At 69.1% G+C, this 22,727-nt stretch carries 19 protein-coding genes; 15 read left to right on the forward strand and 4 right to left on the reverse strand.

Annotation, left to right across the window (positions count from 1 at the left end; genetic code table 11):
* The first annotated feature begins 45 nt into the window (after positions 1–45).
* From ASE83_RS18095 to ASE83_RS07185, 3 genes are all read left to right on the forward strand, one after another.
* Entirely contained in the window at positions 46–237 is a 192-nt protein-coding gene (locus ASE83_RS18095) for a DUF1289 domain-containing protein (RefSeq protein ID WP_082443196.1), read from the forward strand.
* Positions 237–587, forward strand: a complete 351-nt coding sequence (locus ASE83_RS07180) for a DUF3147 family protein (RefSeq protein WP_055786017.1) — start codon at positions 237–239, stop codon at positions 585–587. Before ASE83_RS18095 ends, ASE83_RS07180 begins: the two co-directional genes overlap by 1 nt.
* Before the next feature lie 126 nt (positions 588–713).
* A complete protein-coding gene (locus ASE83_RS07185; protein ID WP_055786021.1) occupies positions 714–2,318 on the forward strand; it encodes a family 43 glycosylhydrolase in 1,605 nt (534 codons plus the stop codon).
* Positions 2,319–2,335: 17 nt separating this feature from the next.
* Here ASE83_RS07185 and ASE83_RS07190 read toward each other — a convergent pair whose 3' ends face one another.
* Positions 2,336–2,800: a hypothetical protein gene (locus ASE83_RS07190; protein WP_055786023.1), complete on the reverse strand. Its 465-nt coding sequence runs from the start codon at positions 2,798–2,800 to the stop codon at positions 2,336–2,338.
* Positions 2,801–2,986: 186 nt separating this feature from the next.
* On the opposite strand from ASE83_RS07190, the gene ASE83_RS07195 reads away from it, so the two are divergent.
* On the forward strand, positions 2,987–5,704 hold the full coding sequence (locus tag ASE83_RS07195) for a TonB-dependent receptor (protein WP_082443186.1): 2,718 nt from the start codon (positions 2,987–2,989) through the stop codon (positions 5,702–5,704).
* Here ASE83_RS07195 and ASE83_RS07200 read toward each other — a convergent pair.
* Positions 5,688–6,371, reverse strand: a complete 684-nt coding sequence (locus tag ASE83_RS07200) for an acid phosphatase (RefSeq protein ID WP_055786028.1) — start codon at positions 6,369–6,371, stop codon at positions 5,688–5,690. The genes ASE83_RS07195 and ASE83_RS07200 overlap by 17 nt on opposite strands.
* A gap of 406 nt (positions 6,372–6,777) precedes the next feature.
* Between ASE83_RS07200 and ASE83_RS07205 the strand changes: the two genes are divergently transcribed.
* From ASE83_RS07205 to ASE83_RS07220, 4 genes are all read left to right on the forward strand, one after another.
* Positions 6,778–9,498 carry a TonB-dependent receptor gene (locus ASE83_RS07205; RefSeq protein ID WP_055786102.1) on the forward strand — a complete coding sequence of 907 codons (2,721 nt, stop codon included), beginning with the start codon at positions 6,778–6,780 and terminating at the stop codon, positions 9,496–9,498.
* A 164-nt stretch (positions 9,499–9,662) separates the two neighbouring features.
* Complete coding sequence (locus tag ASE83_RS07210) at positions 9,663–10,154, forward strand: RNA polymerase sigma factor (RefSeq protein ID WP_055786031.1); 492 nt, start codon at positions 9,663–9,665, stop codon at positions 10,152–10,154.
* Positions 10,154–11,143 carry a FecR family protein gene (locus ASE83_RS07215; protein WP_055786033.1) on the forward strand — a complete coding sequence of 330 codons (990 nt, stop codon included), beginning with the start codon at positions 10,154–10,156 and terminating at the stop codon, positions 11,141–11,143. The genes ASE83_RS07210 and ASE83_RS07215 overlap by 1 nt, the downstream gene beginning before the upstream one ends.
* Positions 11,144–11,293: 150 nt before the next feature.
* Positions 11,294–11,887, forward strand: a complete 594-nt coding sequence (locus ASE83_RS07220) for a TetR/AcrR family transcriptional regulator (RefSeq protein ID WP_055786036.1) — start codon at positions 11,294–11,296, stop codon at positions 11,885–11,887.
* Here the strand turns inward: ASE83_RS07220 and ASE83_RS07225 are convergent.
* Together ASE83_RS07225 and ASE83_RS07230 are read right to left on the reverse strand one after the other, a co-directional pair.
* Positions 11,868–13,100, reverse strand: coding sequence for a cytochrome P450 (locus ASE83_RS07225; protein WP_055786038.1), 1,233 nt, complete (start codon positions 13,098–13,100; stop codon positions 11,868–11,870). The genes ASE83_RS07220 and ASE83_RS07225 overlap by 20 nt on opposite strands.
* Entirely contained in the window at positions 13,097–14,263 is a 1,167-nt protein-coding gene (locus tag ASE83_RS07230) for an MFS transporter (protein WP_055934301.1), read from the reverse strand. Before ASE83_RS07230 ends, ASE83_RS07225 begins: the two co-directional genes overlap by 4 nt.
* A gap of 152 nt (positions 14,264–14,415) precedes the next feature.
* Between ASE83_RS07230 and ASE83_RS07235 the strand changes: the two genes are divergently transcribed.
* The 7 genes from ASE83_RS07235 (at position 14,416) to ASE83_RS07265 (ending at position 22,627) form a co-directional block, all read left to right on the forward strand.
* Entirely contained in the window at positions 14,416–16,626 is a 2,211-nt protein-coding gene (locus tag ASE83_RS07235; RefSeq protein ID WP_055786043.1) for a TonB-dependent receptor, read from the forward strand.
* A 5-nt stretch (positions 16,627–16,631) separates the two neighbouring features.
* Entirely contained in the window at positions 16,632–17,792 is a 1,161-nt protein-coding gene (solA, locus tag ASE83_RS07240) for an N-methyl-L-tryptophan oxidase (protein ID WP_055786045.1), read from the forward strand.
* A 231-nt stretch (positions 17,793–18,023) separates the two neighbouring features.
* Positions 18,024–18,296, forward strand: a complete 273-nt coding sequence (locus ASE83_RS07245) for a hypothetical protein (protein ID WP_055786048.1) — start codon at positions 18,024–18,026, stop codon at positions 18,294–18,296.
* 2 nt (positions 18,297–18,298) lie between these two features.
* Positions 18,299–18,727 carry a periplasmic heavy metal sensor gene (locus ASE83_RS07250; protein ID WP_055786050.1) on the forward strand — a complete coding sequence of 143 codons (429 nt, stop codon included), beginning with the start codon at positions 18,299–18,301 and terminating at the stop codon, positions 18,725–18,727.
* Positions 18,724–19,317: an RNA polymerase sigma factor gene (locus ASE83_RS07255; RefSeq protein WP_055786053.1), complete on the forward strand. Its 594-nt coding sequence runs from the start codon at positions 18,724–18,726 to the stop codon at positions 19,315–19,317. Before ASE83_RS07250 ends, ASE83_RS07255 begins: the two co-directional genes overlap by 4 nt.
* Positions 19,318–19,646: 329 nt before the next feature.
* Entirely contained in the window at positions 19,647–21,482 is a 1,836-nt protein-coding gene (locus ASE83_RS07260; protein WP_055786056.1) for a copper resistance system multicopper oxidase, read from the forward strand.
* Complete coding sequence (locus ASE83_RS07265; protein ID WP_055786058.1) at positions 21,479–22,627, forward strand: copper resistance protein B; 1,149 nt, start codon at positions 21,479–21,481, stop codon at positions 22,625–22,627. Before ASE83_RS07260 ends, ASE83_RS07265 begins: the two co-directional genes overlap by 4 nt.
* The last annotated feature ends 100 nt before the right edge of the window (positions 22,628–22,727 follow it).

Consider the following 22,727-nt stretch of genomic DNA (forward strand, 5'->3'; position numbering starts at 1 on the left):
TCTACCTTATAGAGTAGGGGGGTATCCTATACAATGGGAATGATGATGCGCTCGCCTTGTGTCGAACTCTGCGGTTTCGATGCCCGCACCGGATGGTGTCAGGGTTGTGGGCGCACGCGCGAAGAGGTCAGGCGCTGGCGCAATCTGCGGCCCGGCGATGCGCGCCGGGTGGCAAGCGAACTGCCGCATCGCCTGACCAAACTCGCCGCCCGCACTGCCAGGGAAGGTGTACGCTGATGTTCTATCTCGCTCTCAAGGCGCTCGTCTCCGGTATCCTGATCGCCGCCGCGTCCGAAGTCGCGAAGCGGTTTCCGGGCCTTGGCGCGTTGATCGCCTCGCTGCCGCTCGTCTCGGTGCTCGGCATGATCTGGCTGTGGCGCGACAAGCCCGATGCCGAGAATATGGCGGCCCATGCCGGCGCGACCTTCTGGTACGTGATCCCGTCGCTGCCGATGTTCCTGCTGATCCCGGCGCTGTTGCGGTCCGGGTTTCCCTTCTGGCTGGCGCTGACGCTTGGGTGCGTCCTGACGATCATCCTCTATTCGGCCATGACCTGGCTGGCGCCGCGGTTCGGATTGCAGCTCTGACAACGGGAGGGGCGCGTCGTCCGGAGGATTGCCCATTGTCTGGCGAGCCGAGACGTTGATAGCGCTCCCAGACGTAACCCTTTAGCTTGGGATGCGACGACGTGCGTCCATTCGGGAGACCTTGCCTTGACCGTACCACGACGCAGCCTTTTGAAAGCCGCCATCGCCGGATCGCTTGCGCCTGCCGCCGCGCCGTTGCTGGCGACGGATGCGGTCGCGGCGTGGAAACCGGGAGCGGATGGCCAGCGCAAGGCAGATCTCGGCGACGGTTTCTATCGTAATCCGATCGTCGCGGGCGACCACCCCGATCCCACCATCCTGAAGGATGGCACGGATTATTACATGACGTTCTCGTCCTTCCTCTCCTACCCGGCGCTGGTCATCTGGCATTCCACCGATCTGGTGAACTGGGCGCCGATCGGGCCGGCGCTGCACCGTAACCTGGGTGCGATCTGGGCCGTCGACCTGGTCAAGCACGACAATCGCTACTTCATCTATATTCCGGCCAATCCCGGGGATGAGGGCTGGTCGATCTTCGTGATCTGGGCCGACGATATTCGCGGACCGTGGAGCGAGCCGGTCGACCTGAAGATCCATGGCCAGATCGATCCGGGCCATGCGGTGGGCGAGGACGGCAAGCGCTATCTGTTCACCAACGGCATCAGGAAGATCCGGCTGACCGACGACGGACTGGCGACCGACGGCGTGCTGGAACAGGCCTATCAGCCATGGCGCTACCCCGACAACTGGGTGACCGAGAATTTCGCGCCGGAGGGACCGAAGCTGCTGCGCCGGGGTGGCTGGTTCTATCTGGTCACCGCGGTCGGGGGCACCGCCGGGCCGGTGACCGGCCATATGGTGATCGCCGCACGGTCCCGGTCGATCCATGGCCCGTGGGAGCATTGCCCGCACAATCCATTGGTGCGGACCGTCTCGATCGACGAACCCTGGTGGTCGCGCGGCCATGCGACGCTGGTCGAGGGGCCGGGTGGCGACTGGTGGATGGTCTATCACGGCTATGAGAACGGCTATCGCACGCTGGGCCGCCAGACGCTGCTCGATCCGGTCGAATGGACGCCGGACGGGTGGTTCAGAGCCAGGGGTGGCGACCTGTCACGGCCGATCCGCAAGCCCGCCGGCGGTCGGACGAGCCGGTCCGCCCCTGCCCTTAGCGACGATTTTTCCACCGACCGTATGGGCCTGCAATGGAGCTTCCACGCTCCGGCTGCGCTGAACGAGGCAAGGGCGCGGTACGGGGCGAAGAGCCTGATGATCCGCGCCGCCGGTACGTCGCCGATCGATTCGCCGCCGCTGACCTGCATCGTCGGCGACCGCTCCTATCGCGCGGAACTCTCGTTCGACCTGATCGGCGAGGCCGAGGCGGGGCTGCTGCTGTTCTACAACCACAAGGCGTTCGCGGGGCTGGGCTTCACCCCCGATACCTTGAAACTGTTCGAATATTCGGAAGAGCTGCCCTGGGCACGCCGCCCCCTCCGGACGCGGACGCTGCGGTTCCGTCTGGAGAACGACGCGCATGTCGTGACGCAATACTGGTCACTGGACGAGGGGCGCAGCTGGACGCGGCACGACACCCGGATGGAGGTGTCCGGCATCCACCATAATGTGTTCGGTGGATTTTTGAGCCTGCGCATCGGCGTCTATGCCGCCGGCAAGGGCGACGTGCGGCTGCGGGATTTTCGGTACACGGCCTTGCCGGCCGTGCACCGCTGAATCCGCCCGGCAGCAGGTCAGGGCTGATAGGGCAGTGACGACTGGTGCAGGACGATCCGCACCTTGCCATCGTCACATTGTTTGAAAACGAAGCTCTTGTTGACGAAGATGTGACTGTCGTCGCTGCCGATGAAATGGACGTTGCACTGGACCACCGCCAGATCGCCGTGCAGGACATAATCGAGCTTGTTGTACCATACCTTGACCCACGGCTTCAGCTTGAAGCCCTTGTCGTCAGGGAAATCATCGTCGCCGCCGACGAAATAGGACAGCGCGCCTGCCTTGGTGGGGCGGAACGTCTGCGCGCCGAAGGTAAGCGTCGGCTTGAACAGCACTTTCCCATGGTCATAGTCGTAATTATCGCTCAGAACCCGTTCGGAAAAGGCACGAACGTCCCCGCCATCGGCGTGCACCTTGCCGACGGCGACCACATTGTCGCACCAAGTCTGCAGGGACTGGTGAACCATCTTTTCGGTAAACATTGCCTTCGTTCCTCGTCATCGGAATATCCACCGCCACCCACCGGCACCGCGGTGTCATTCACCTAATAGATATGGTATTACATACCATAGATGATGTGTAACCGTTCGTTGCTGCTGTAGCTGCCCAAACGGTCGAACGTCGGCGCCATCGTGGTGTAACGATGCAGGCGTAGCCGCCGTGGCAGCATGGCATGGGGTGGACGATCGGAACGGATGGCGGCGGCGGTGCTGTCGGCGCTGTCGATCGCCGCCGCGCCCGGTCAGGAACCGGGTATCGCGCTCGACCTTCCCGCCGGTCCGGCCGGACCCGGACTGCGGACCATCGCGCGGATCGCGGGCGTGCCGCTGGTGGCGCGGCCGGTCGATCTGATCGGGCGGAACGGTCCCGCCGTGAAGGGGCGGATGCCGTTGGCGGTCGCGCTGGCCCGTTGGTGCGGCGGTGCGCGGCTCGACTGTCATCATGGCCCGGACGGGATCGTCGTGCGCGCACGGCACCGCGTCGCGGCGCGACGGGCGCGGCCGGTCGCGCCGCCCGCAGCGGCCGACCCGCAGGCACCGCCGCCGCCCGACATCGTCGTGACCGGGCGGCGCGGGATCACGTCCCGCCCGGCGCAGGACCGCAGCTATTCGGCGACGCATATCGATGGCGTGGCGCTGGCGCGGCGACAGCCCGACACGCTGGCCGACATCCTCGCCGCCGTGCCGGGCATCTGGGTCGATCCGTCCGCCGGCACCTCCGCCAACACCGTCCGGGTGCGCGGGCTGCCGCTCGACGGGTATCAGGCGCTGGCGGTGCAGGAAGACGGGCTGCCGGTGCAGCACGATACGCTGCCGTGGAGCGATATCGACCAGTTCGTCCGACCCGACTTGATGATCGACAGCGCGGATTATGTGCGCGGCGGTCCCGCGTCGATTTACGCCAGCAATGCCCCGGGCGGCATCCTGAACCTGCGCACCCGATCGCCCGATGCGACCGGCGGGGCCGCGCGGATCACGCTCAACGATCGCGGGCTGGTGCGCCTCGAGGGCTATCGCAGCGGCACGATCGGGGCGTGGCGGGCGATCGTCGGCGGCGGGGTCGTCCGCGATCCCGGCGTGCGGCGGATCGCCGCGACGCTGGGCGGATGGCAGGCACGGGTCCGGGCAGAACGACCGGTAGGGGCCGACGGGCGACTGACGCTGAGCGCCCGGATGCTCGACGACGACACGCTCAACATCTCGTCCTTTCCGCTGCGGCGGAGCGGATCGGGCGTCGCGCCGTTGCCGGGGTTCGATCCGCGACGGGATTCGTGGTTCGGCCCCGATCTGGCGCGGGTGGCGTTCGCCGCCGCCGGCGTACGGCCGGTGGCGCGCAACAACCGCAACCGCCTGTTCGCGGGCACCGCGACGCTGGTGCTGCCGGTCGGCGACTGGCGCGTGACCGGGCGGTTGCGCGCCCGGACGTCGCAGACGCACCGCTATGCGATCTCCACCTCCGGCCCGCCGATCAGCGCACGGGCGGCGATCGACGAAGCGACGCCGCGCCTTGCCGCCGCCTTCCCGACGCTGGCGCAGGTCGCGCTGCGGCGCGCGGCGGACGGCGGCGCGTTCGTGCCCCTTGCCGGCAACGACTTCGTGGAGACGGTCAACCCGGTCGCCGCCGACGTCCGCCTGACGGAGACGATCGGCGACATCACCGCTGCGCGCGCCTTCGACCTGGGCGGGCGGCACGACCTGACGCTCGGCGTCTACGGCGTCACCTATCGCTGGCGTTTCGAGCGGGCGGTGGCGCGGGCGCTGGTCGAGGCGCGCGGGCAAGGCCGCCTGCTCGACCTCGTCGCGCTCGACACCGACCGGCGGGTCGTCGGCAGCCTGACCGATCGCGGCTTCCTCAGTCGCGGCACGACCTATGAGGCGATCGATGCGCGGCAACGCATGGCCGCGCTCTATGCCGCCGACGAATGGAACCTGACGGAGCGGTTGCGGATCGACACCGGGGTCCGGGTCGAGGGGCTGGCGATCGACGCGATGGTCGGTCAGGCGCGGCGGATCGACGCCGGCGATCCCGCGACGCTGGCCGACGATGCGCTGGCGGTGGCGGCGGGTCGGTCGATCGCCGCACGGGCGCGGGTGACGGCGGGCAGCGCGACGGCGGCGCTGCACTGGCGCCCTGCCCCCGCCCTCGGCCTGTTCGCGCGCGCGACCCGCGCCAGTCGGCTGCCCGATCCGGGCGCGTTCCGCACCAGCCTCTCCGCACCGCGCGCGACCCATGTCGACCAGCAGGAACTGGGGCTGGTGTGGCGCACCGGCACCGTGTCGTTCGACACCACCTTCTTCGCAAGCCGCTTCGCGCAGATCGGGCTGGAGACGTTGGCGATCGATCCGCGGACCGGCGCGATCGTCCCCGGCCGGACCAGCGCCTTTGCCCGCACGCTGGGCGTCGAGGTCGATGCCCGCTGGCAGATCGGCCCTGCGCTCACCATCGACCTTGCCGCCACCGTGCAGGACCCGCGCCTGGGCGACTACCGCGTCGACGAACGGATCGACGGCGCGATCGTGCGAAGCGACCTGAGCGGCCGGGTGCCCCGCCGGGTGCCGCGCGCCATGGCGCGGGCGGCGGTGAGCGGCGCGGTGCCGGGGACACCGCTGACGCTGGACGTCGATGTGACCGCGATGGGGCGGCGCTTCGCCGACGATGCGAACACGCTGGCGCTCCCGCCCTTCGCGATCCTCGACCTCGGCGCCCGCTGGCGATTGCGAGAGGGTGTCACGCTACGGATCGCGGCGACCAACCTGCTCGACGCCATCGCCGTCATGCAGGGCGACGCGATCGGCGGCGAGGTGCGTGCGCCCGCCACCCCGGTCTTTGTCGGGCGGGCGCAACAGGGGCGCATCGTCGAGGCGGGCGTCACCTGGCGCTTCTGAGCCGGTAGCGGGCGAGTTCGCGCGCCGCGCGCGCCATGTCGGCGCGGAACGCGGGACTGCCGTGCGTGCGCGCGACGATCGCGGCGGCGGCGAGATAGCCGCCCTCCACCGCGCTCCACGAATGCGATCCGCAGATCCAGCGGCTCTGCCCATAGTCGCGCCCCCGCGCCAGGATCGGCTCCGCCCGGTCGGGCAGCAGTTCGGCCATCAGCAGCGCGAATGCCCAGCCATGCGCGGTATGGCCCGAGGGATAGTCACCGTTCGCCACCAGCGCGGGCGTGCGCGGTTCGCAGATCGGCGCGGTGCCGCCCACGAACGGGCGGCGCGACCGCCAATGCGCCTTCGCCGCGCCGACCATCGCCGAACGATCCGCGCCGAAGCGATCGAGCAACCGCCGCGTCGCGGGCAACCGGGCAAGGTCGAGGCGGAAGCCAAGCGCATCGGCGAACCGCGCGGGCAGGTCCGACGACACGTCCGCCGCCGCCTGTCGCCAGCGATCGCCGTCCACCGCCCCGCGTTCCTGCGCGAAGATGCCCGCATCGGCCTGCGCCCGCGCGCTGTCGGCAACGGGCGGGCCGGGCAGGATCGTCGCAAGATCGGGCCGTTCGGCGGGCGCCAGATACCCGGCCTGCATCGCCAGCAGTGCCAACAACATGGTGCCCGTCATGTAATGCCTCCCCCTGCTACGGCGGGTAGAGGCGTTCGCGGCATCATCGGGGACAATAGCCAAACGCTATCCTGGGGCCGATCGACCTTCAGCTACGCCCGGTGTCGTTCCTGCTGGACGCCTCCAGCCTCTACGTCACCCCGGACTTGTTCCGGGGTCTACCGAGCCGCGATCGTGGTCGATAGAGGTTCACGCCGCACCGATTGCCGCGCCGTGGACCCCGGAACAAGTCCGGGGTGACGAAGGGATTGTAGATCGCTCGGTCCCAATATTAGCGATAGTCACATAACTGTAAGAATTGTCACGAAACTTTTACAAATCTCTTTGTCCCCGCCGGAGCCGGTCGGTGTTCTTCGCAAATAGTCGTTCGATGACGAACGATACCGGGGTTTATTGGGGAAGTTTCATGACGAGCAACCGTTGGTGGTGGATGGCATCCACCGCCCTGATCCTGTGCGCGCAACCCGCGCTGGCGGAGGCACAGGTACAGACGCCCGCCGCCGACACCGCCGATGACGGCGAGATCGTCGTCAGCGGCTATCGCACCGGCCTGGAACAGGCGCGCGATACCAAGCGCCGTGCGACCGGTATTCAGGACTCGATCGCCGCGACCGACATCGCCGCCTTCCCCGACCTGAACCTCGCTGAAGCGTTGCAGCGCCTGCCCGGTGTCGCGATCAACCGCGAGGCGGGCGAGGGTCGCCGCATCAGCCTGCGCGGGCTGGGTCCCGATTTCGCACGGGTGCAGCTGAACGGCATGGAGGTGCTGGGCAACGTCGATTCGCCGCAGGACAGCCGGGGCCAGACGACCCGCGACCGCGCGTTCGATTTTAACCTGTTCGCCGCCGAACTGTTCAGCCGGGTCGATGTGCGCAAATCCTATAGCGCCGACCAGACCGAAGGCGGGCTGGCCGGCACCGTCGGACTGTTCAGCGCCCGCCCGTTCGACAACAAGGGCTTCCGCGCCGCGATCGGTGGACAGCTGGGCACCAACAGCCTGACGAAGGACGTGCAGCCGCGCTTCACCGCGCTCGTTTCGCAGAACTGGGGCGATGTCGGCATCCTGCTGTCGGGCGCGTACAGCCGCCGCCGGACGCGGGAGGAAGGGTTCGACACCTATCGCTGGCGGCTGAACAATGCGAGCGGCAGCAACATCTCGAAGCTGTCGGCGGAGGATCAGGCGGCGGTCCGTTCGGGCACGCTGCGCTTCGCGCGCGGCAACCGCCTGTCGGTGTGGGACAGCACGCAGGAACGCATCGGGCTGACCGGGTCGATCCAGTGGAAGCCGATGGCCAACGCCACGCTGACCCTCGACGGCCTGTACGGCGAATTCAGCGGCGACCGGTTCGAAACCCATCTCGCCTCACGCGGGGGCGGCGGATCGACGTGGCTGGGCGGCGGCGGCACCTTTGCCGGGGTCACCTATCCCAACTCGACGATCAACGCGCTCCAGTATAACGACCAGCGCGAGGTCGTGTACCTCGACGTCAGCGGCGCCAACACCGCGACCGAGACGCGCGTTCAGGACACGAAGAACGTCTTCAAGCAGCTGGTGCTGAGCGGCGATGCGGAAGTCGCGCCGGGGGTAAGGCTGACCGCGCTCGGCGGGGTCGAACGGTCGCGCTTCGCCATTCCGGTCAGCGACAAATTCTACCTCGAAACCTATGGCGACGTGATCTCCGACTATCGCGGCGGCACCTATTCGCTGGTCAACACCTATAAATACGACACCGCCGACGCCTCGCGCTGGCACGCGCGCAACATCAACATCGGCGCGACGTACCAGAATTCGGCGTTCGACAATGCGAAGGCTGCGCTGGCGTGGGAAGCGATGCCCGGCGGCACCTTCACGGTCGGCGGCGAATGGCGCCGGTTCGAGAATGACGGATATGGCCAGGGCGTCGACAATGTGCTGCTGCCCGAATTCCGGTCGGGCAAGGTCAGTTCGAACATCGCCGCCTATGCCCGCACCTATCGCGACTATCCGGGGCAGGACTGGACCGTCGTCGATTATGCGAAGGCGTTGCAGGCGCTGAACCTCAACCGCAACGACTATCTGACCGCGCGGCTGAACGTGTTCACCGTCGAGGAGCGCACCACCGCCGCCTTCGCCCAATATGACTGGGACCAGCAGATCGGCAGCGTGCCGTTCCGCGGCAATGCCGGGTTCCGCTATTACCGCACCGGCGTGACCTCCGCCGGGGTCGCCAATGTCGGGCAGGTCACGGTGAAGGGCGATTACGACGGGGTGCTGCCCGCGATGAACCTGGTGTTCGAACCGGCGCGGGGGCTGATCGTGCGCGCCGCCGCCGCGCGCAACATCAACCGCCCCGGCCTCGGTTCGCTGGCGGTCAACGGCACCGTCGGACGCGACAATGGCGAAGTCACCGTGTCGATCGGCAACCCGAACCTGCGCCCGTACAAGTCGACCGACCTCGACCTGTCGATCGAACGCTATTTCGGCAAGGTCGGCTATGTCGCCGCCGCGCTGTTCTACAAGACGCTCGACGGGTTCATCACCAACCGCACGATCAACAACGTCCCCTATGGATCGACCGGGTTGCCGACCAGCATCCTGCCGGGGTTGACCGATGCGACCAACGTCACGTCCTTCTCGCGGCCCGTGAACATCGGCAAGACCGACATCGCCGGCATCGAGCTGTCGGGGCAGAGCGACTTCACCTTCCTGCCCGCGCCGTTCGACCGGTTCGGCACGGTGCTCAACCTGACGCTGATCGACAGCAAGTTCGACTATGCGACGATCATCCCGGGCAGCACGCGCACCACGCTGGAGGGACTGAGCCGCATCAACGCCAATGCGACGCTGTATTACCAGGACGCCCGCTTCAACGCGCGCGTATCGGGCAATTATCGCAGCCCCTATGTCTTCAGCGCGTCGCCGGTGCAGAGCACCTTCGGCAAGGACCAGGACGTGACCGGCTATGAAGGCACGCTCTATGTCGACTTCTCGGCCCGCTACGGCATCCTGCCGCGCGTCCAGCTGACGCTCGACGGGATCAACCTGACCGACGTGCGCGAACGGCAATATTCGGATTCGACCAAGCGGCTGTACGTGTCGACCCATTCGGGGGCGACCGTGCTGGGCGGGGTGCGCGTCACCTTCTGATCCATTGGCTGACCCGTTGACGGGGTCGCGTCGTCGCGGCGCGGTCCCGTCGTTTCGAATTGCCCATGCCCCGCGAGGCGATAATAGACCGGCGTGCCCCACGCATCCCGCCACCGATGTCCCCGATTCCGGTCGTGCCCGCTCTACCGGCCAGGGACACGCGCGTGAGCGGCACGGCGGCGGCGCTGACGGCGGGCTATGCCCGGCTGCTCGCCTATGCCCGCAAGCGACTGCGCGATCCGGCACAGGCAGAGGAGGTGGTGCAGGAAACGATGCTGCGCGTCATCGAACAGGATCGGCGACAGACGATCGAGCAACCGCTGGCCTATGCGTTTCGCGTGACCGATTCGGTCGTCTATGCCACCGCGCGCGGGGATAGCCGCCGCCACGAACCGATCGATCCCGATCTGGTGTGCGACGCGCCGCTACCCGATGCCATGCTCGACTATCGCCAACGGCTCGCCCGGTTCGAGGCGGTGCTGGCCACCCTCCCCCCGCAGCGGCGGACGGTGTTCGTCAAACGCCATGTCGAGGGCAAGTCGCGTGGCGAGATCGCCGAGGAGCTGGGACTGGGGATCGAAGCGGTGAAGAAGCATCTCGTCCGCGCCATGATCGACCTGGCCGATGTCGCCGACGTGCTGGACCGGGGACGGTGATGCCCGTGGCCGACGATCCGATCATCGCCCAAGCTGCCGACTGGGCCGAACGTGTCGAGGCACTGGACGCCGCCGGGCGTGCCGAACTGCGCGCATGGCTGACGCGATCGCCCGCCCACGTCGCGGCGTTCGACCGTTTTCGCCGGTTGCTGGCCGATCCCGCGCTGTTCGATGCCGCCGCGCGCGAACCCGCCCTGCCCCCGCCCCCGGCGCCCCGCGCCGCTTCGCGGTTCCCCGCCATCGGCCGCCGGATGCGCCGTGCCGCCGTGGCGGTCGCGGCCTGTGCCGCCGCGCTCGCCCTCGCACCGGTCGGTTGGCGCGCACTCACCCCCGCCCCGATCCAGCGGCAGGAATATGCCAGTGCGGTCGCGCGACCGCGCACGATCGCGTTGCCCGACGGGTCCCGCATGACGCTCGATGCTGCGTCGCGCGTCGGAATCGCGTTCGGCGATACACGCGACCTGTCGCTGACCGACGGCGCGGCGCGGTTCGACGTGCGGCACGACGCCGACCGCCCGTTCCGCGTCCATGTCGACGCGGCGACGATGACCGCGCTCGGCACCGTCTTCAGCGCCGAACGCCAGCCCGGCGGCAGCGAGTTGCGGGTGTTTCGCGGGCGCGTCCGCCTTGACGCGCCGGGGCTGGAACCGGTCGTGGTCGAGGCGGGCCGCTATGCCCGGATCGGGGCGGACGGCGTGACGCTCCGTGCGATCGACGATACTGACCGCATCAGCTGGCGCGACCGGTGGCTGGACGGCGATGCCATCCCGCTGGCGACCGCGTTCGCCCGGTTGGAACGCTATGGCGCGGCCCCGATCCGCCTTGCCGACCCGTCGCTCGGCACGCTGCCGATCAGTGGGCGCTTCCGCCTCGACACGCCCGAACGGTCGATACGGCTTATCGCGTCGCTATACGACCTGCGCATCGTTCCGGATCGGGGAGGGGCGTGCCTCGCCTCCGATCGCTATCCCCGCTGCGCGCCGCACTAAGGCGAAAGACGGCACGCGCGGCCATCGCCGCGACCTGTCGTCGATCGCCCCCCCCGAAGGCACCCCCGGCGCAGTCGGTTGCGACGGAGACGATCGCGACCGCTTGACGAGAAACTTGAGCGAGCGGCAAAAACCGGGTTGGAGAGGGACATGCCCGATCCCGTTGCTCCCGCCGCCAAATTGTCCACGCGCGCCTGGCTGGAGGCCGCGCGGGCGATGTTGATCCGTGACGGCATCCACGCCGTGAAGATCGATCGCCTCGCCCGCGAATGCGGGGTGACGCGCGGCGGGTTCTACTGGCGGTTCGGCAGCCATGCGGAACTGCTCGAGGCATTGCTGGCCGACTGGCGCGAGACGAATACCGCGCCGATGCTGGCGGCGCTGGCCGGGCCGGGAAATCCCGACGTGCGGTTCGCGCGCCTGGCGGGGCTGTGGGTCGACGAACAGGGGTTCAGCTCAGCCTATGACGCGGCCGTGCGCGAATGGGCACGCGGCGATGCCGCGGTGCGGGCCGTCGTCCATGCGGTGGACGACGAACGGATCGGCGCGCTGTGCCGCCTGTTCCTCGACTATGGCTATGGCGCGGACGAAGCGCTGGTCCGGGCGCGCATCACCTATTACCATCAGGTCGGCTATTATGCGCTGGATGCGCAACGCGACGACGTGCGCCGGGCCGAGCTGACCGCGCTCTACATCCGGGCGCTGACCGGTCCGCTGGGCGGGATCACGCCGACCGGCGGGTGACCGACAGGTCGAGACGGGTGAGGCCGCTGGTCGCGAACGCCCCGCCCTCCACCGGCACCCGCAGGCCGCTTGCGGTGATGGTCGCGGTGGTCGCCGCGATATGGTCCAGCATCAGCCGCAGTTCGAGGCGGGCGAGCCACGATCCCATGCAGATGTGCATCCCGTATCCGAACCCGGCATGTGGCGGTCCGCGCCGGGCGGGGTCGAAGCGATCGGGATCGGAGAAATGCGCGGCGTCGCGATTGGCCGATGCGATCAGGAACCGGACCGGCGCGCCCGCCGGCACGGTATGGCCCGCGATCACCGTCGCCCGCGCGGCATGGCGGGTAACGCGGTGGACCGAAGGGCGATGGCGCAGCATCTCGTCGACAAAGGCCGCCGGGTTGCCCCCCGCCTGCAGCCACCACAGCGCGGCCGGATCGGTCGCCAATTGGTCGAGGCAATTGACCGACAACAGGGTCGTCGTCTCATGCCCCGCCATGAACAACAGGCAGGCAAAGCCGTCCGCCTCGTCGGCGGTCAGTTCGCCGTCGTCGCGCAGTGCGGCCAGCGCGTCGATCACCGTATCGCGACCCCGCCCGGCGGTGCGCTCGGCGACGGCGCGGTCCATCGCGGCGGCCATGAACGCGCGCATCCTGGCATAGCTGTCGACGCTGGCATCGGGATTGACGACGCCCCGGATGCGCGTCGCGATGAAATCGACCGCGGAATTGGTCCAGTCGCGCATCCGCGCGGCATCGTCGATGGTGATGCCCAGCACGGTCGCGATGACGCCCATGGTCAGCGGCGTCGCGAAGCCGGCCGCCGCGTCGCCGCCGCCGCTGGCGAGAAACCCGTCCCAATGGGTCGCGACCAGCGTCCGCACCGCGTCCTCGATCGCGTTCACCGCGCGCGGACCGAACGCCCGGCCGATCGTCTGTCGCATCGGCCCGTGCAGCGGCGGATCGAGCATCAGCAGCAGCCCCGGAATGATCGCACCGCCCGGCGGCGTGGAGACGAACGTCGCCGCGTCCTTCAACCCGGCAAGGACGTCGTCGTAGCGGCTGACCAGATAGAGCGGCGCATCGGAATGCCCGGCGCGCACGACGGGGGCGTTGGTGCGCAGCCACGCATAGTGGCGGAACGGATCGGCCTGGATCGTCACGTCGAACGGATCGAACGGCGGCAGGTCGGCGGGCCAGGGCAGGTCGTGCGACCAGGGGGCGTCGGTCATGGGGCGGACTTTCGGGGTTGCGGGGCGATCCACAGCGCCAGCAGCAGTCCGGCGAGCACCAGCGCCGCCGATCCGCCGAGCAGTGCGCCAAGCCCGATCCGTTCGAGCAGCGCACCGCCCAGCAGCGGCGCGACCGTCGAGGCCGCCGCCGTCGCCAGCGGGGTGACGGTGGCGGCACGGCCGCTCGGCTCGCGCTCGGCCATCAGCCGGAACAGGAACGGATAGACGAACGCCCAGGTGAAACGCAGCAGGCAGGCGGCACCGATCGTCACCACCGCGCCGCCGCCGATCCCCAGCCCGGTCGCGGCCAGCACCATCGCCCCCGCCACCGCCAGCAGCACCGGACGAAAGCGCAGGCCGTCGGCGACCAGTGCCGCCAGCAGCGGACCGATCATCCCGGCCGAGGCCGCCAGCGACAGCAGCGTCGCGATGCCCGCCGCCGCCAGCCCGTGCGCGCTGCCGATCCGTTCGAGGAACGTCCAGCTCAACCCCATGCCGGTAAAGACGAGGAAGATCGCGACCAGCGGCGCAATCCCCGCCGCCGGCACCGGCCGGCGCACGCTGGCGACCGCGCGGGGCGGGGCGTCGCGCGTCGCGATCGGCACCAGCAGCAACGCGGGCAGTGCCACGACCGAAACCGCGATGTAGAAGATCGCCGGACCATGCGCCGCCATCATCAGCGTCAACAGCGCCATGCCGCCCGCCGCGATCACATTCTGCCCGGCGGCATAGAGGCTGACCGATACCCCCGGTCGCGCCGAGCGTGCCATCAGGCCATAGGCGACGGCGCAGGCCAGCCCCTCCCCCAGCCCCGACACCGCGCGCACGCCGATCAGCACCGGATAGTCGACGACGAAGATCGTCGCGATGTTGCCCGCGACCATCACCGCCAGGCCGACATGGAGCAGCGTGCGTTCGCCCGCCCGCGCCAGCAGCAGCGGCGCGAACGCCGTCGCCAGCAGGATGCCGCCCATGTTCGCCGAGACGACGGCTCCCGCCGCCTCCGGCCCGATGCCGAACTGCCGCTGCAGCGCGGCGACCATCACCGGCATGACGTCGGGCAGGGTCACGGCGATCAGCGCGACCGCCACCGCCGCCCAGTCGCGCGAGGCCAGCCCTGCCCAGAATCTGAGCGGGTGGGGACGTGCCGGACCGGAAACCATCCTACCTTCCATCGGCGCGACGATACACAGTTGTATCGCGCACACCAAAACCGGCGGATAGCTCAGCTTTAATCCCCATCAGATTCGTGTGTGTTGACGATACACCCCTGTATCGTGCTGCTTGTCACGCAACGGTAACGACAGGGTGGGCTATGCGGAGAATCGGGAAGAACGGCGTCGCGCTGGGTGCGGTCATCGCGGTGATCGGATGGAGCGGAGGCGCCCGCGCGCAGGTTGCCGACCGCACGGTCGAGGCCGATCCGGCCGATGCGCCCGGCGAGATCGTCGTCACCGCGCAGAAGCGGGTCGAACGCCTGATCGACGTGCCGGTGTCGGTGACGGCGGTCGATGCCGCCGACCTGACGCGGCAGAACCTGACTCAGCTTCGCGATTATTTCGACCGGGTGCCGGGGCTAAGCTACACTGGCGGCGGCGGCTTCACCACCGTCGCGCTGCGCGGCATCACCACCGGGCGCGGGGCCAATCCGACGGTATCGACGACCGTCGACGATACCCCGTTCGGATCGTCGTCCTTCGCGGGCTATGGCGACCGGCTGACCCCCGATCTCGATCCGTCGAACCTCGAACGCGTCGAGGTGCTGCGCGGGCCGCAGGGAACGCTGTACGGCGCGAACAATCTGGGCGGACTCATCAAATACGTCACTGCCACCCCCGATCCGTCGCGCACGCGCGCCGCGTTCGAGTTCGGCGGGCAATCGATCGCGCATGGCGACAGCGGCGCGTTCGCGCGCGGATCGGTGAACGTGCCGATCGTCGCCGACCGGGTGGCGGTGCGGGTCAACGGCTTCTACCGGCAGGACCCGGGGTTCATCGACAACACATTGTCGCGCGTGGACGATGCCAATGGCGGACGGGTATGGGGCGGCCGCGTCGCGCTATTCGCGCGGCCGGTCGATGCGCTGACCATCACGGTGCAGGCGCTGACGCAGGACCTGTCGGGCACCGACGCACCGACCGTCTTCCTGGCCGGCAACGGATCGTCGTCGTTCGGCCGCTGGGCCGCGCCGCTGTCCGCCCGGCCCGTGCCCTATGCCGTGCGCAACCGGCTGTATCAGGGGCGGGTCGCGTGGGACCTGGGCGGGGCCGAACTGACCTCGATCACCGGCTATGGCGAGAGCCGATACAATACGCCGACCGATTCGACCGACCGGTTCGCCGGCGTGCTGACCCGCTTCGGCTATCCGGGGCGCCGCGCGATCCTGAGCAACACGATCAACACCGACAAATGGACGCAGGAAGTGCGCCTGGCGTCGCAGCCGGGCGGCACGATCGACTGGCTGGTCGGCGGCTTCTACACCGATGAGGATACGGTCGCGCTGCAAAGCCTCGACGCGATTGCCGGCGGCGACAGCGCGAACCTGTATGCCGGCAACATCCCGTCGACCTTCCGCGACCTGGCCGCGTTCGGCACGCTCACCTGGCACTTCACCCCGGCGTTCGATGTCCAGTTCGGCGGGCGCATCGCCGAAAACCGGCAGGTGTACCGACAGGCGCTGTCGGGACCGCTCAACGGTGGCACCACCGCCAATGTCCAGCGCTTCCGCGAAACCGCCGCGACGTGGCTGGTGTCGCCGCGCTGGCGGATCGGGCGCGACCTGACCGCCTATGCCCGGATCGCGTCGGGCTATCGCCCCGGCGGTCCCAACACCAATTTACCCAGCCTGCCACCGTCGTTCGAGAGCGACCGGACGACCAACTACGAACTGGGGCTGAAGGGGCTGACCCCCGATCGCAGGATCGGGTTCGACGTCAGCCTGTTCTGGATCGACTGGACCAATGTCCAGCTATCGGGCAACGACCCGGCCAGTGGCTATCTGTTCTACACCAATGGCAGCCGGGCGCGCAGCCGGGGCGCGGAAGCGACCATCGATCTGCGTCCGTGGAACGGTGGGACGGTCGCGGTGACCGGCGCCTGGACCGATGCGGCGCTGACCCGCGACCTGCCGGCCGGCCGCACCGCCGCGCTGTTCGGGACCGAAGGCGACCGGCTGCCCTACAGCGCGCGCTGGGCGGGATCGGTCGCGGCCGATCAGGACGTGGCGCTGGGCAACGACGTCACCGGCTTCGTCGGCGGCACGGCGGTCTATAACGGCCGGCGCATCGCGGAGTTTCAGGCGCGCGCGGGCGTGCCCCGGGTGACGCTGCCCGCCTATGCCACGCTCGACCTGCGCGCTGGCGTGCGCAGCGGGCCGCTGGCCTTCACGCTGTTCGCGCGCAACGTGACCGACCAGCGCGGGCGACTGGGCGCCGCCTATCGCACCGCCGCCACCCCGGCCGGCGGCACCGCGATCAGCGTCATCACCCCGCGCACCATCGGCCTGTCGGTCGGCTACAGCTACTGATCGTCATGGATACCACATTCGATGTCGCGATCGTCGGGCTGGGCGCGGTCGGCAGCGCGACCTTGTTGCAGGCGGCCGCGCGGGGGCTGCGCTGCGTCGGCATCGACCGGTTCGTGCCGCCGCACATTCAGGGATCGTCGCATGGCGAGACGCGCATCACCCGCCGCGCGATCGGCGAGGGGCTGGCCTATGTCCCGCTCGCCATGCGCAGCCATGCGATCTGGCGCGATCTGGAGACGCGTACCGGGCGCACCCTGCTGACCACGCCGGGTTGCCTCGTGCTGGCGGAGGGCGGCGGCGCGGCGACGGACAGCTTTCTCGGCCGCACGATCGCCGCCGCCGAGCGGTTCGACATCGACCACGAGCAACTCGACGCCGATGCCATCCGCCACCGCTTCCCGCAATTCGCGGTGGGCGACGCCGACCATGGCTATTTCGAACCGGGCGGCGGCTATCTGCATGTCGAGCGCTGTATCGCGACCAACCTGATGCTGGCGCAGGCAGCGGGCGGCCTTTGCCGCTTCGGCGAGACGGTGGCGGCGCTGCACCCCCGTGCGGGCGGGATCGCGATCGAATTCGCCGGGGGCGAACGGATCACGGCCGCGCAGGTGGTGGTCGCGGCGGGCAGTTGGGCGGGTGCGCTGCTGGGCGAACCCTTCGCGTCGCTGCTCACCCCGACGCGACAGGTCATGCACTGGTTCCCGCTCGAACCGGTGCCGGCGCTGGCGGCGGCATGGGTGGGGGGACCGACCTTCATCTGGTCGCATGGCGACCGGACGCGCGACTTCTATGGTTTCCCGTCGATCGACGGTGGCTGCACGATCAAGACCGCCAACGAACAGCCGCCGATTCCGGTGACGCCCGACACGATGCGCCGCACCGTCGATCCTGACGAGGCGGCGGCGATGTACGCCGGGCATGTCGCCGGGCGGCTGCGCGGGGTGCGTCCCGATGCCGCGCGATCCGCGGCATGTCTGTACACGCAGTCGCCCGACGCGCATTTCGCGATCGGTCGCCACCCGGCAATGGATCGGGTCCTGGTCGCCTCCCCCTGTTCGGGGCATGGCTTCAAACACTCGGCCGCGATCGGCGAAGCGATCGCGCAGCGACTGGCGGGGGAGACCGGGGCGCTTGCACTCGACGACTTCGCGCTGTCTCGCTTCTGAACCGGCGGGGGAAAGGCGCGCTGAACCTGCCTTCGCTTGTCCAGCGGGAAGTTCGGGACGTTCGGATCGAACGTGATGCGGGGAATGCGGCCATGGTGCGTATCGGGTGGCAGGGCGGCACCGGTCCCCGTTTGCGATCGTGGATGACAAGCGCCGCCGGATGCCGCAGCCTTTGCCGGGGCGATGGTTCCGGTCGGATGGATCAGGCTGGCAGGAAGCGGGAGGAACGGCATGGACATTCTGGACAGGACGCTGGCGAGGCTGGCGGAAGCCCCCGCCCCGCCCGCGCTGGCGGGTATCGATGCGCGGGTGCTCGCGCGCATCGGCACGCGGCCGTTCGCGTACGGGCGCGGTGCGGGGTTGGTCGCCGTCGCGCTGGTCGCGCTGACGATCGGGATGGTCGGGGCGGAACTGCCCGTATCCGCGCAGCCGCCGGTGTCGCTGGCACCGCTGGCGGGCACCTCGCCGCTCGCGCCCTCGACCCTGCTGATCGGGGAGCCGTGAGGATGCGGATCGCGCTGTGCGTGGTGCTGGCGTTCCTGGCCGCGATCGGCGGGGTGTTCGTCGGCCGCGCGCTGTTGCCGCAGAATGCGCCGGGCGGGGCGGCGCTGCACGATGTGCTGCACCATCAACTATCGCTCGACACGGGACAGGAGGCGCAAATCGCGCAACTGGAGGAACGGTTCGCGATGCGCCGCCGCGCGCTGGAGCTGGAGCTGCGCGCCGCCAATGCCCGCCTGGCCGAGGCGATCGCCGCCGAACATGCCGCCGGCCCGCGCGTCTCCGCCGCCGTCGACCAGAGCCACGCCGCGATGGGCGCGCTGCAAAAGGCGACGCTGGAACATCTCTTCGCCATGCGCCGGCTGCTGCGCCCCGATCAGGCGGCCCGGTTCGACGCGGCGGTGGTCAAGGCGCTGACCGACGGTCGGGGGTGAGCGTCGACTGGTCCACCCTGTCCGACGGCGATCTGGCGGCGCTGAGCATCGCGGGCCGGCAACCGGCCTTTGCCGAGATTCTGCGCCGCTATCGCACGCCGGTGTTCCGCGTGGCGCGGGCGTGGAGCGGCGAGGCGGACGAGGCGCTGGACATCGTGCAGGAAACGTTCGTCGCGGCGCACCGCGCGCTGGGGCGCTATGACGGCAGCCGTCCGATGCAGGCATGGCTGTCGACCATCGCGCTCAACAAATGCCGCGACTGGGCACGGCGACGGGCGGTGCGCCGCTTCCTGTCGTTCGGGCTGGACAACGCCGCCCAGGCCGAGGCGATCCCCGACCCGGCCGCCGCGATCGACGACGGGGTGGCCGACCGGCAGGAACTGGCGCGGGTGACGCGGCTGATCGCGACGCTGCCCGATACGCTCAAGACGCCGCTGATCCTGCACGGCATCGAGGGGCTGGGCCAAAGCGAGGTCGCCCGGATGCTGGGCATCACGCCCAAGGCGGTCGAGACCCGCATCCATCGCGCCCGCCGACAATTGGCGGAAAAACTGCGCGAGGCCCAAGGGGGCGGCGGTTCGCCCGCGTAGAGCAGGGCAAGATGGCATCTAGGTCGGATCGACATTCACATACCATTTCGTCACCCCGGACTTGTTCCGGGGTCCACTTCGCCGCAATCGCGGTCGCTAGAGGGTCACGGCGCACCGATCGCCGCGCCGTGGACCCCGGAACAGGTCCGGGGTGACGGAGAGGCTGGAGGCGGCGATCAGGAACGACACCAGAAGCAGCTGAATGTCGATCGGCCCTGACAGAACCGTTGGTGTCGAGCAGGGATCGAGCTTGTCGAAGCAGCACCTCGGTACGAACGGTTCGACCTTATGTCCATCAAACGCCAACCATGCCCATGTCAGGAGTGTCCATGTCGCCTGTTCTCGATCGCCGCCGGTTGTTGCGCGGTGCCACGCTCGGCGGCGGGGGGCTGGCGCTGGCATCGGCGTGGCCGGCTTGGGCGCAGAGCGGATCGGCGGGGATCGCCGCGCCGTTGCCGGTCGTGTCGGGCGACGCCATCACGCTGACGATCGGCCATCACATGCGCCGCGTCGACGGGCGCATGGCCCATGCGATCGGCATCAACGGCACCTCCCCCGCCCCGCTGGTCCGCCTGCGCGAAGGGCAGCGGGCGCGGATCACCGTCGTCAACACGCTGGACGAGCCGACGTCGATCCACTGGCACGGGCTGTTGCTGCCGTTCCAGATGGACGGGGTGCCGGGGGTATCCTTTCCGGGGATCGCGCCGCGCGCCAGTTTCACCTACGACTTTCCGGTGATCCAGAGCGGGACCTATTGGTATCACAGCCATTCGGGGTTGCAGGAGCAGGAGGGGCTGTACGGTCCGATCGTGATCGACCCGAAGGTCGGCGATCCGGTCGGATACGACCGCGAGCATGTGATCGTGCTGTCCGACCACAGCTTTCGCCATCCGCACATCATCTTCGACCGGTTGAAGAAGGAGCCGGGCTATTTCAATCGCCAGCGCCAGACGCTGGCCGGGCTGCTCGCCGGGCGCGACCAGTCGGCGAAGGACCGCGCGATGTGGGGCGCGATGCGGATGGACCCGGCCGATGTCGCCGACGTGACCGGGTCGACCTACATCTATCTGGTCAATGGCCATGGCCCGCAGGATAATTGGACCGCGCTGTTCACACCGGGCGAGCGGGTGCGGCTGCGCTTCGTCAACGCATCGGCCATGACGACCTTCAACGTGCGGATACCGGGGCTGGCGATGGCGATCGTCGCCGCCGACGGGCTGAACGTGCGGCCGGTCGAGATCGACGAGTTCCAGTTCGGCCCGGCCGAGACCTATGACGCGATCGTCGTGCCCGACGACCTGCGCGCCTATACCATCGTCGGCGAGAGCATCGACCGGTCGGGCATGGCGCGCGCGACGCTGGCCCCGCGTGCCGGCATGGCCGCCGCCGTGCCGCCCCTGCGCCCGCGTCCGCTCGCCACGATGAAGGATATGGGGATGGACCATGGCGGGATGGCCGGCATGGATCACGCCGCGATGGGCCATGCGCCCGCCACCGCAGCTCCGGCCGGGACGGCGATGGGCGACATGGCGGGCATGGACCATTCGGCGATGAACCATGGCGCGACGCCTCCCCCCGCCGGCGCCGCCAGGCCCGACATGCCGATGGGCGACATGGACATGCGCGACTTCACCAATGCGCCGGAGGTGCGCAAGGGACCGGGGGTGCAGACCATCTCCCCCATGCCGGTCGATCGCACCGGTGAACCGGGACAGGGCCTTGAGCGTGTTGGTCACCGCGTGCTGACCTATCGCGACCTGGTGGCACTGGAGCGCAACCCCGATACCCGCGCGCCCGAACGCGAGATCCGGCTGCACCTGACCGGTAACATGGAACGCTATATGTGGGGCTTCGATGGCGAGAAGCTGTCGGAGAACCCCGATCCGATCGCGCTGCTGCATGGCGAACGGGTGCGCGTCACGCTCATCAACGACACGATGATGGGCCATCCGATCCATATCCACGGCCATTTCTTCGAGCTGGTCACCGGCAAGGGCGACCATGCCCCGCGCAAGCATACCGTGCTGGTTCAGCCCGGCGGCACGGTCAGCTGGGACGTGACCGGGGAGGAAGGCGACTGGGCGTTCCACTGCCACATGCTCTACCACATGCACGCGGGGATGATGCGCATCGTGCAGGTCCGTCGCACGGAGGCGGCGGCATGATCCGCGCCCTGCTCGCCAGCGTCGCCGCGCTGTCGTCCACCCCGGCGGTCGCGCAGACGATGGATCACATGCACATGCCCGGCATGACCATGCCCGCCCGCCCGGCCGCCAAACCGGTGCGCAAGCCCGCCGCGAAACCGAAGCCTGCGGCCCGCGTCCCGGCGAAGCGCACGCCTAAACCATCTCCCAAGCCGGCAACGACCCCCGATCCCCATGCGGGCCATGATATGTCGTCCATGCCGGGCATGGCGATGCCCGAGTCCGAGCCGGCCGTCGCCGACCCCCATGCCGGACACGACATGTCCGCGATGCAGCCCGACGCCGCACCGGACCCGCACGCCGGCCACGATATGTCGGCCATGCCCGGCATGGGTGGCGCACCCGTCGGGACCGACCTGCCGCCGGGCGACAAGCCCGCCCCTGCTCCGGCGCGCGACCATCTGGCCGACCGTTTCTGGGGTGCCGACGCGATGGCCGCCGCCCGCGCGAACCATCTGCGGCGCGAACATGGGGGCATGACGTTCCACCAATTGCTGTTCGACCTCGCCGAAGTGCAGCTGCGGGACGGCCGCGACGGCTATCGCTGGGAGGGGCAGGCATGGGTCGGCGGCGATCGCCACCGGCTTTGGCTGAAGTCGGAGGGCGAAGGCGATGTCGGCCGCGCGGTCGGCCAGGCGGAGGTGCAGGCGCTCTACTCCCGCGCGCTCGACCCCTATTGGAACCTGCAGGCCGGCATCCGCCACGACATCCGCCCCGATCCGTCGCAAACCTATGCGACGCTCGGGATCGAGGGGCTGGCACCCTATTGGTTCGAGGTCGGGGCCGCGCTGTTCCTCTCGACCAAGGGTGATCTGCTCGGACGGATCGAGGGCTATTACGACCAGCGCATCACCAACTATGTCGTGCTGCAACCGCGGGTCGAGGCGAACCTGTCGGCGCAGGACGTGCCTGCGACCGGCACCGGCGCGGGGCTGCGCGACATGGAGGCGGGATTGCGGCTGCGCTACGAAGGACGCCGCGAATTCGCGCCCTATATCGGCGTGGCATGGGAACGGCAATATGGCGACACCGCCCGCTTCAGCCGGGCGCGGGGTGGCGACACCGGGGGCGTGAGTTTCGTCGCCGGCGTGCGGGCGTGGTTCTAGGACGGATCAACATTCACATTCTATTTCGTCCTATTTCGTCACCCCGGACTCGATCCGGGGTCTTGCTTCTTCTCCTCCGCCCCAACAGCGGAACTCCGGA

The organism is Sphingomonas sp. Leaf32, from assembly GCF_001421765.1.
Taxonomy (GTDB): domain Bacteria; phylum Pseudomonadota; class Alphaproteobacteria; order Sphingomonadales; family Sphingomonadaceae; genus Sphingomonas.

Excerpts from the sequence above, each read along its gene's own strand:
- ASE83_RS18095 (WP_082443196.1), top strand. The coding sequence starts at position 46 with ATGCGCTCGCCTTGTGTCGAACTCTGCGGTTTCGATGCCCGCACCGGA.
- ASE83_RS07180 (WP_055786017.1), top strand. The coding sequence starts at position 237 with ATGTTCTATCTCGCTCTCAAGGCGCTCGTCTCCGGTATCCTGATCGCC.
- ASE83_RS07190 (WP_055786023.1), bottom strand. The coding sequence starts at position 2,800 with ATGTTTACCGAAAAGATGGTTCACCAGTCCCTGCAGACTTGGTGCGAC.
- ASE83_RS07195 (WP_082443186.1), top strand. The coding sequence starts at position 2,987 with ATGGCATGGGGTGGACGATCGGAACGGATGGCGGCGGCGGTGCTGTCG.
- ASE83_RS07200 (WP_055786028.1), bottom strand. The coding sequence starts at position 6,371 with ATGACGGGCACCATGTTGTTGGCACTGCTGGCGATGCAGGCCGGGTAT.
- ASE83_RS07205 (WP_055786102.1), top strand. The coding sequence starts at position 6,778 with ATGACGAGCAACCGTTGGTGGTGGATGGCATCCACCGCCCTGATCCTG.
- ASE83_RS07215 (WP_055786033.1), top strand. The coding sequence starts at position 10,154 with ATGCCCGTGGCCGACGATCCGATCATCGCCCAAGCTGCCGACTGGGCC.
- ASE83_RS07220 (WP_055786036.1), top strand. The coding sequence starts at position 11,294 with ATGCCCGATCCCGTTGCTCCCGCCGCCAAATTGTCCACGCGCGCCTGG.
- ASE83_RS07225 (WP_055786038.1), bottom strand. The coding sequence starts at position 13,100 with ATGACCGACGCCCCCTGGTCGCACGACCTGCCCTGGCCCGCCGACCTG.
- ASE83_RS07230 (WP_055934301.1), bottom strand. The coding sequence starts at position 14,263 with ATGGTTTCCGGTCCGGCACGTCCCCACCCGCTCAGATTCTGGGCAGGG.
- ASE83_RS07235 (WP_055786043.1), top strand. The coding sequence starts at position 14,416 with ATGCGGAGAATCGGGAAGAACGGCGTCGCGCTGGGTGCGGTCATCGCG.
- solA (WP_055786045.1), top strand. The coding sequence starts at position 16,632 with ATGGATACCACATTCGATGTCGCGATCGTCGGGCTGGGCGCGGTCGGC.
- ASE83_RS07245 (WP_055786048.1), top strand. The coding sequence starts at position 18,024 with ATGGACATTCTGGACAGGACGCTGGCGAGGCTGGCGGAAGCCCCCGCC.
- ASE83_RS07250 (WP_055786050.1), top strand. The coding sequence starts at position 18,299 with ATGCGGATCGCGCTGTGCGTGGTGCTGGCGTTCCTGGCCGCGATCGGC.
- ASE83_RS07260 (WP_055786056.1), top strand. The coding sequence starts at position 19,647 with ATGTCGCCTGTTCTCGATCGCCGCCGGTTGTTGCGCGGTGCCACGCTC.
- ASE83_RS07265 (WP_055786058.1), top strand. The coding sequence starts at position 21,479 with ATGATCCGCGCCCTGCTCGCCAGCGTCGCCGCGCTGTCGTCCACCCCG.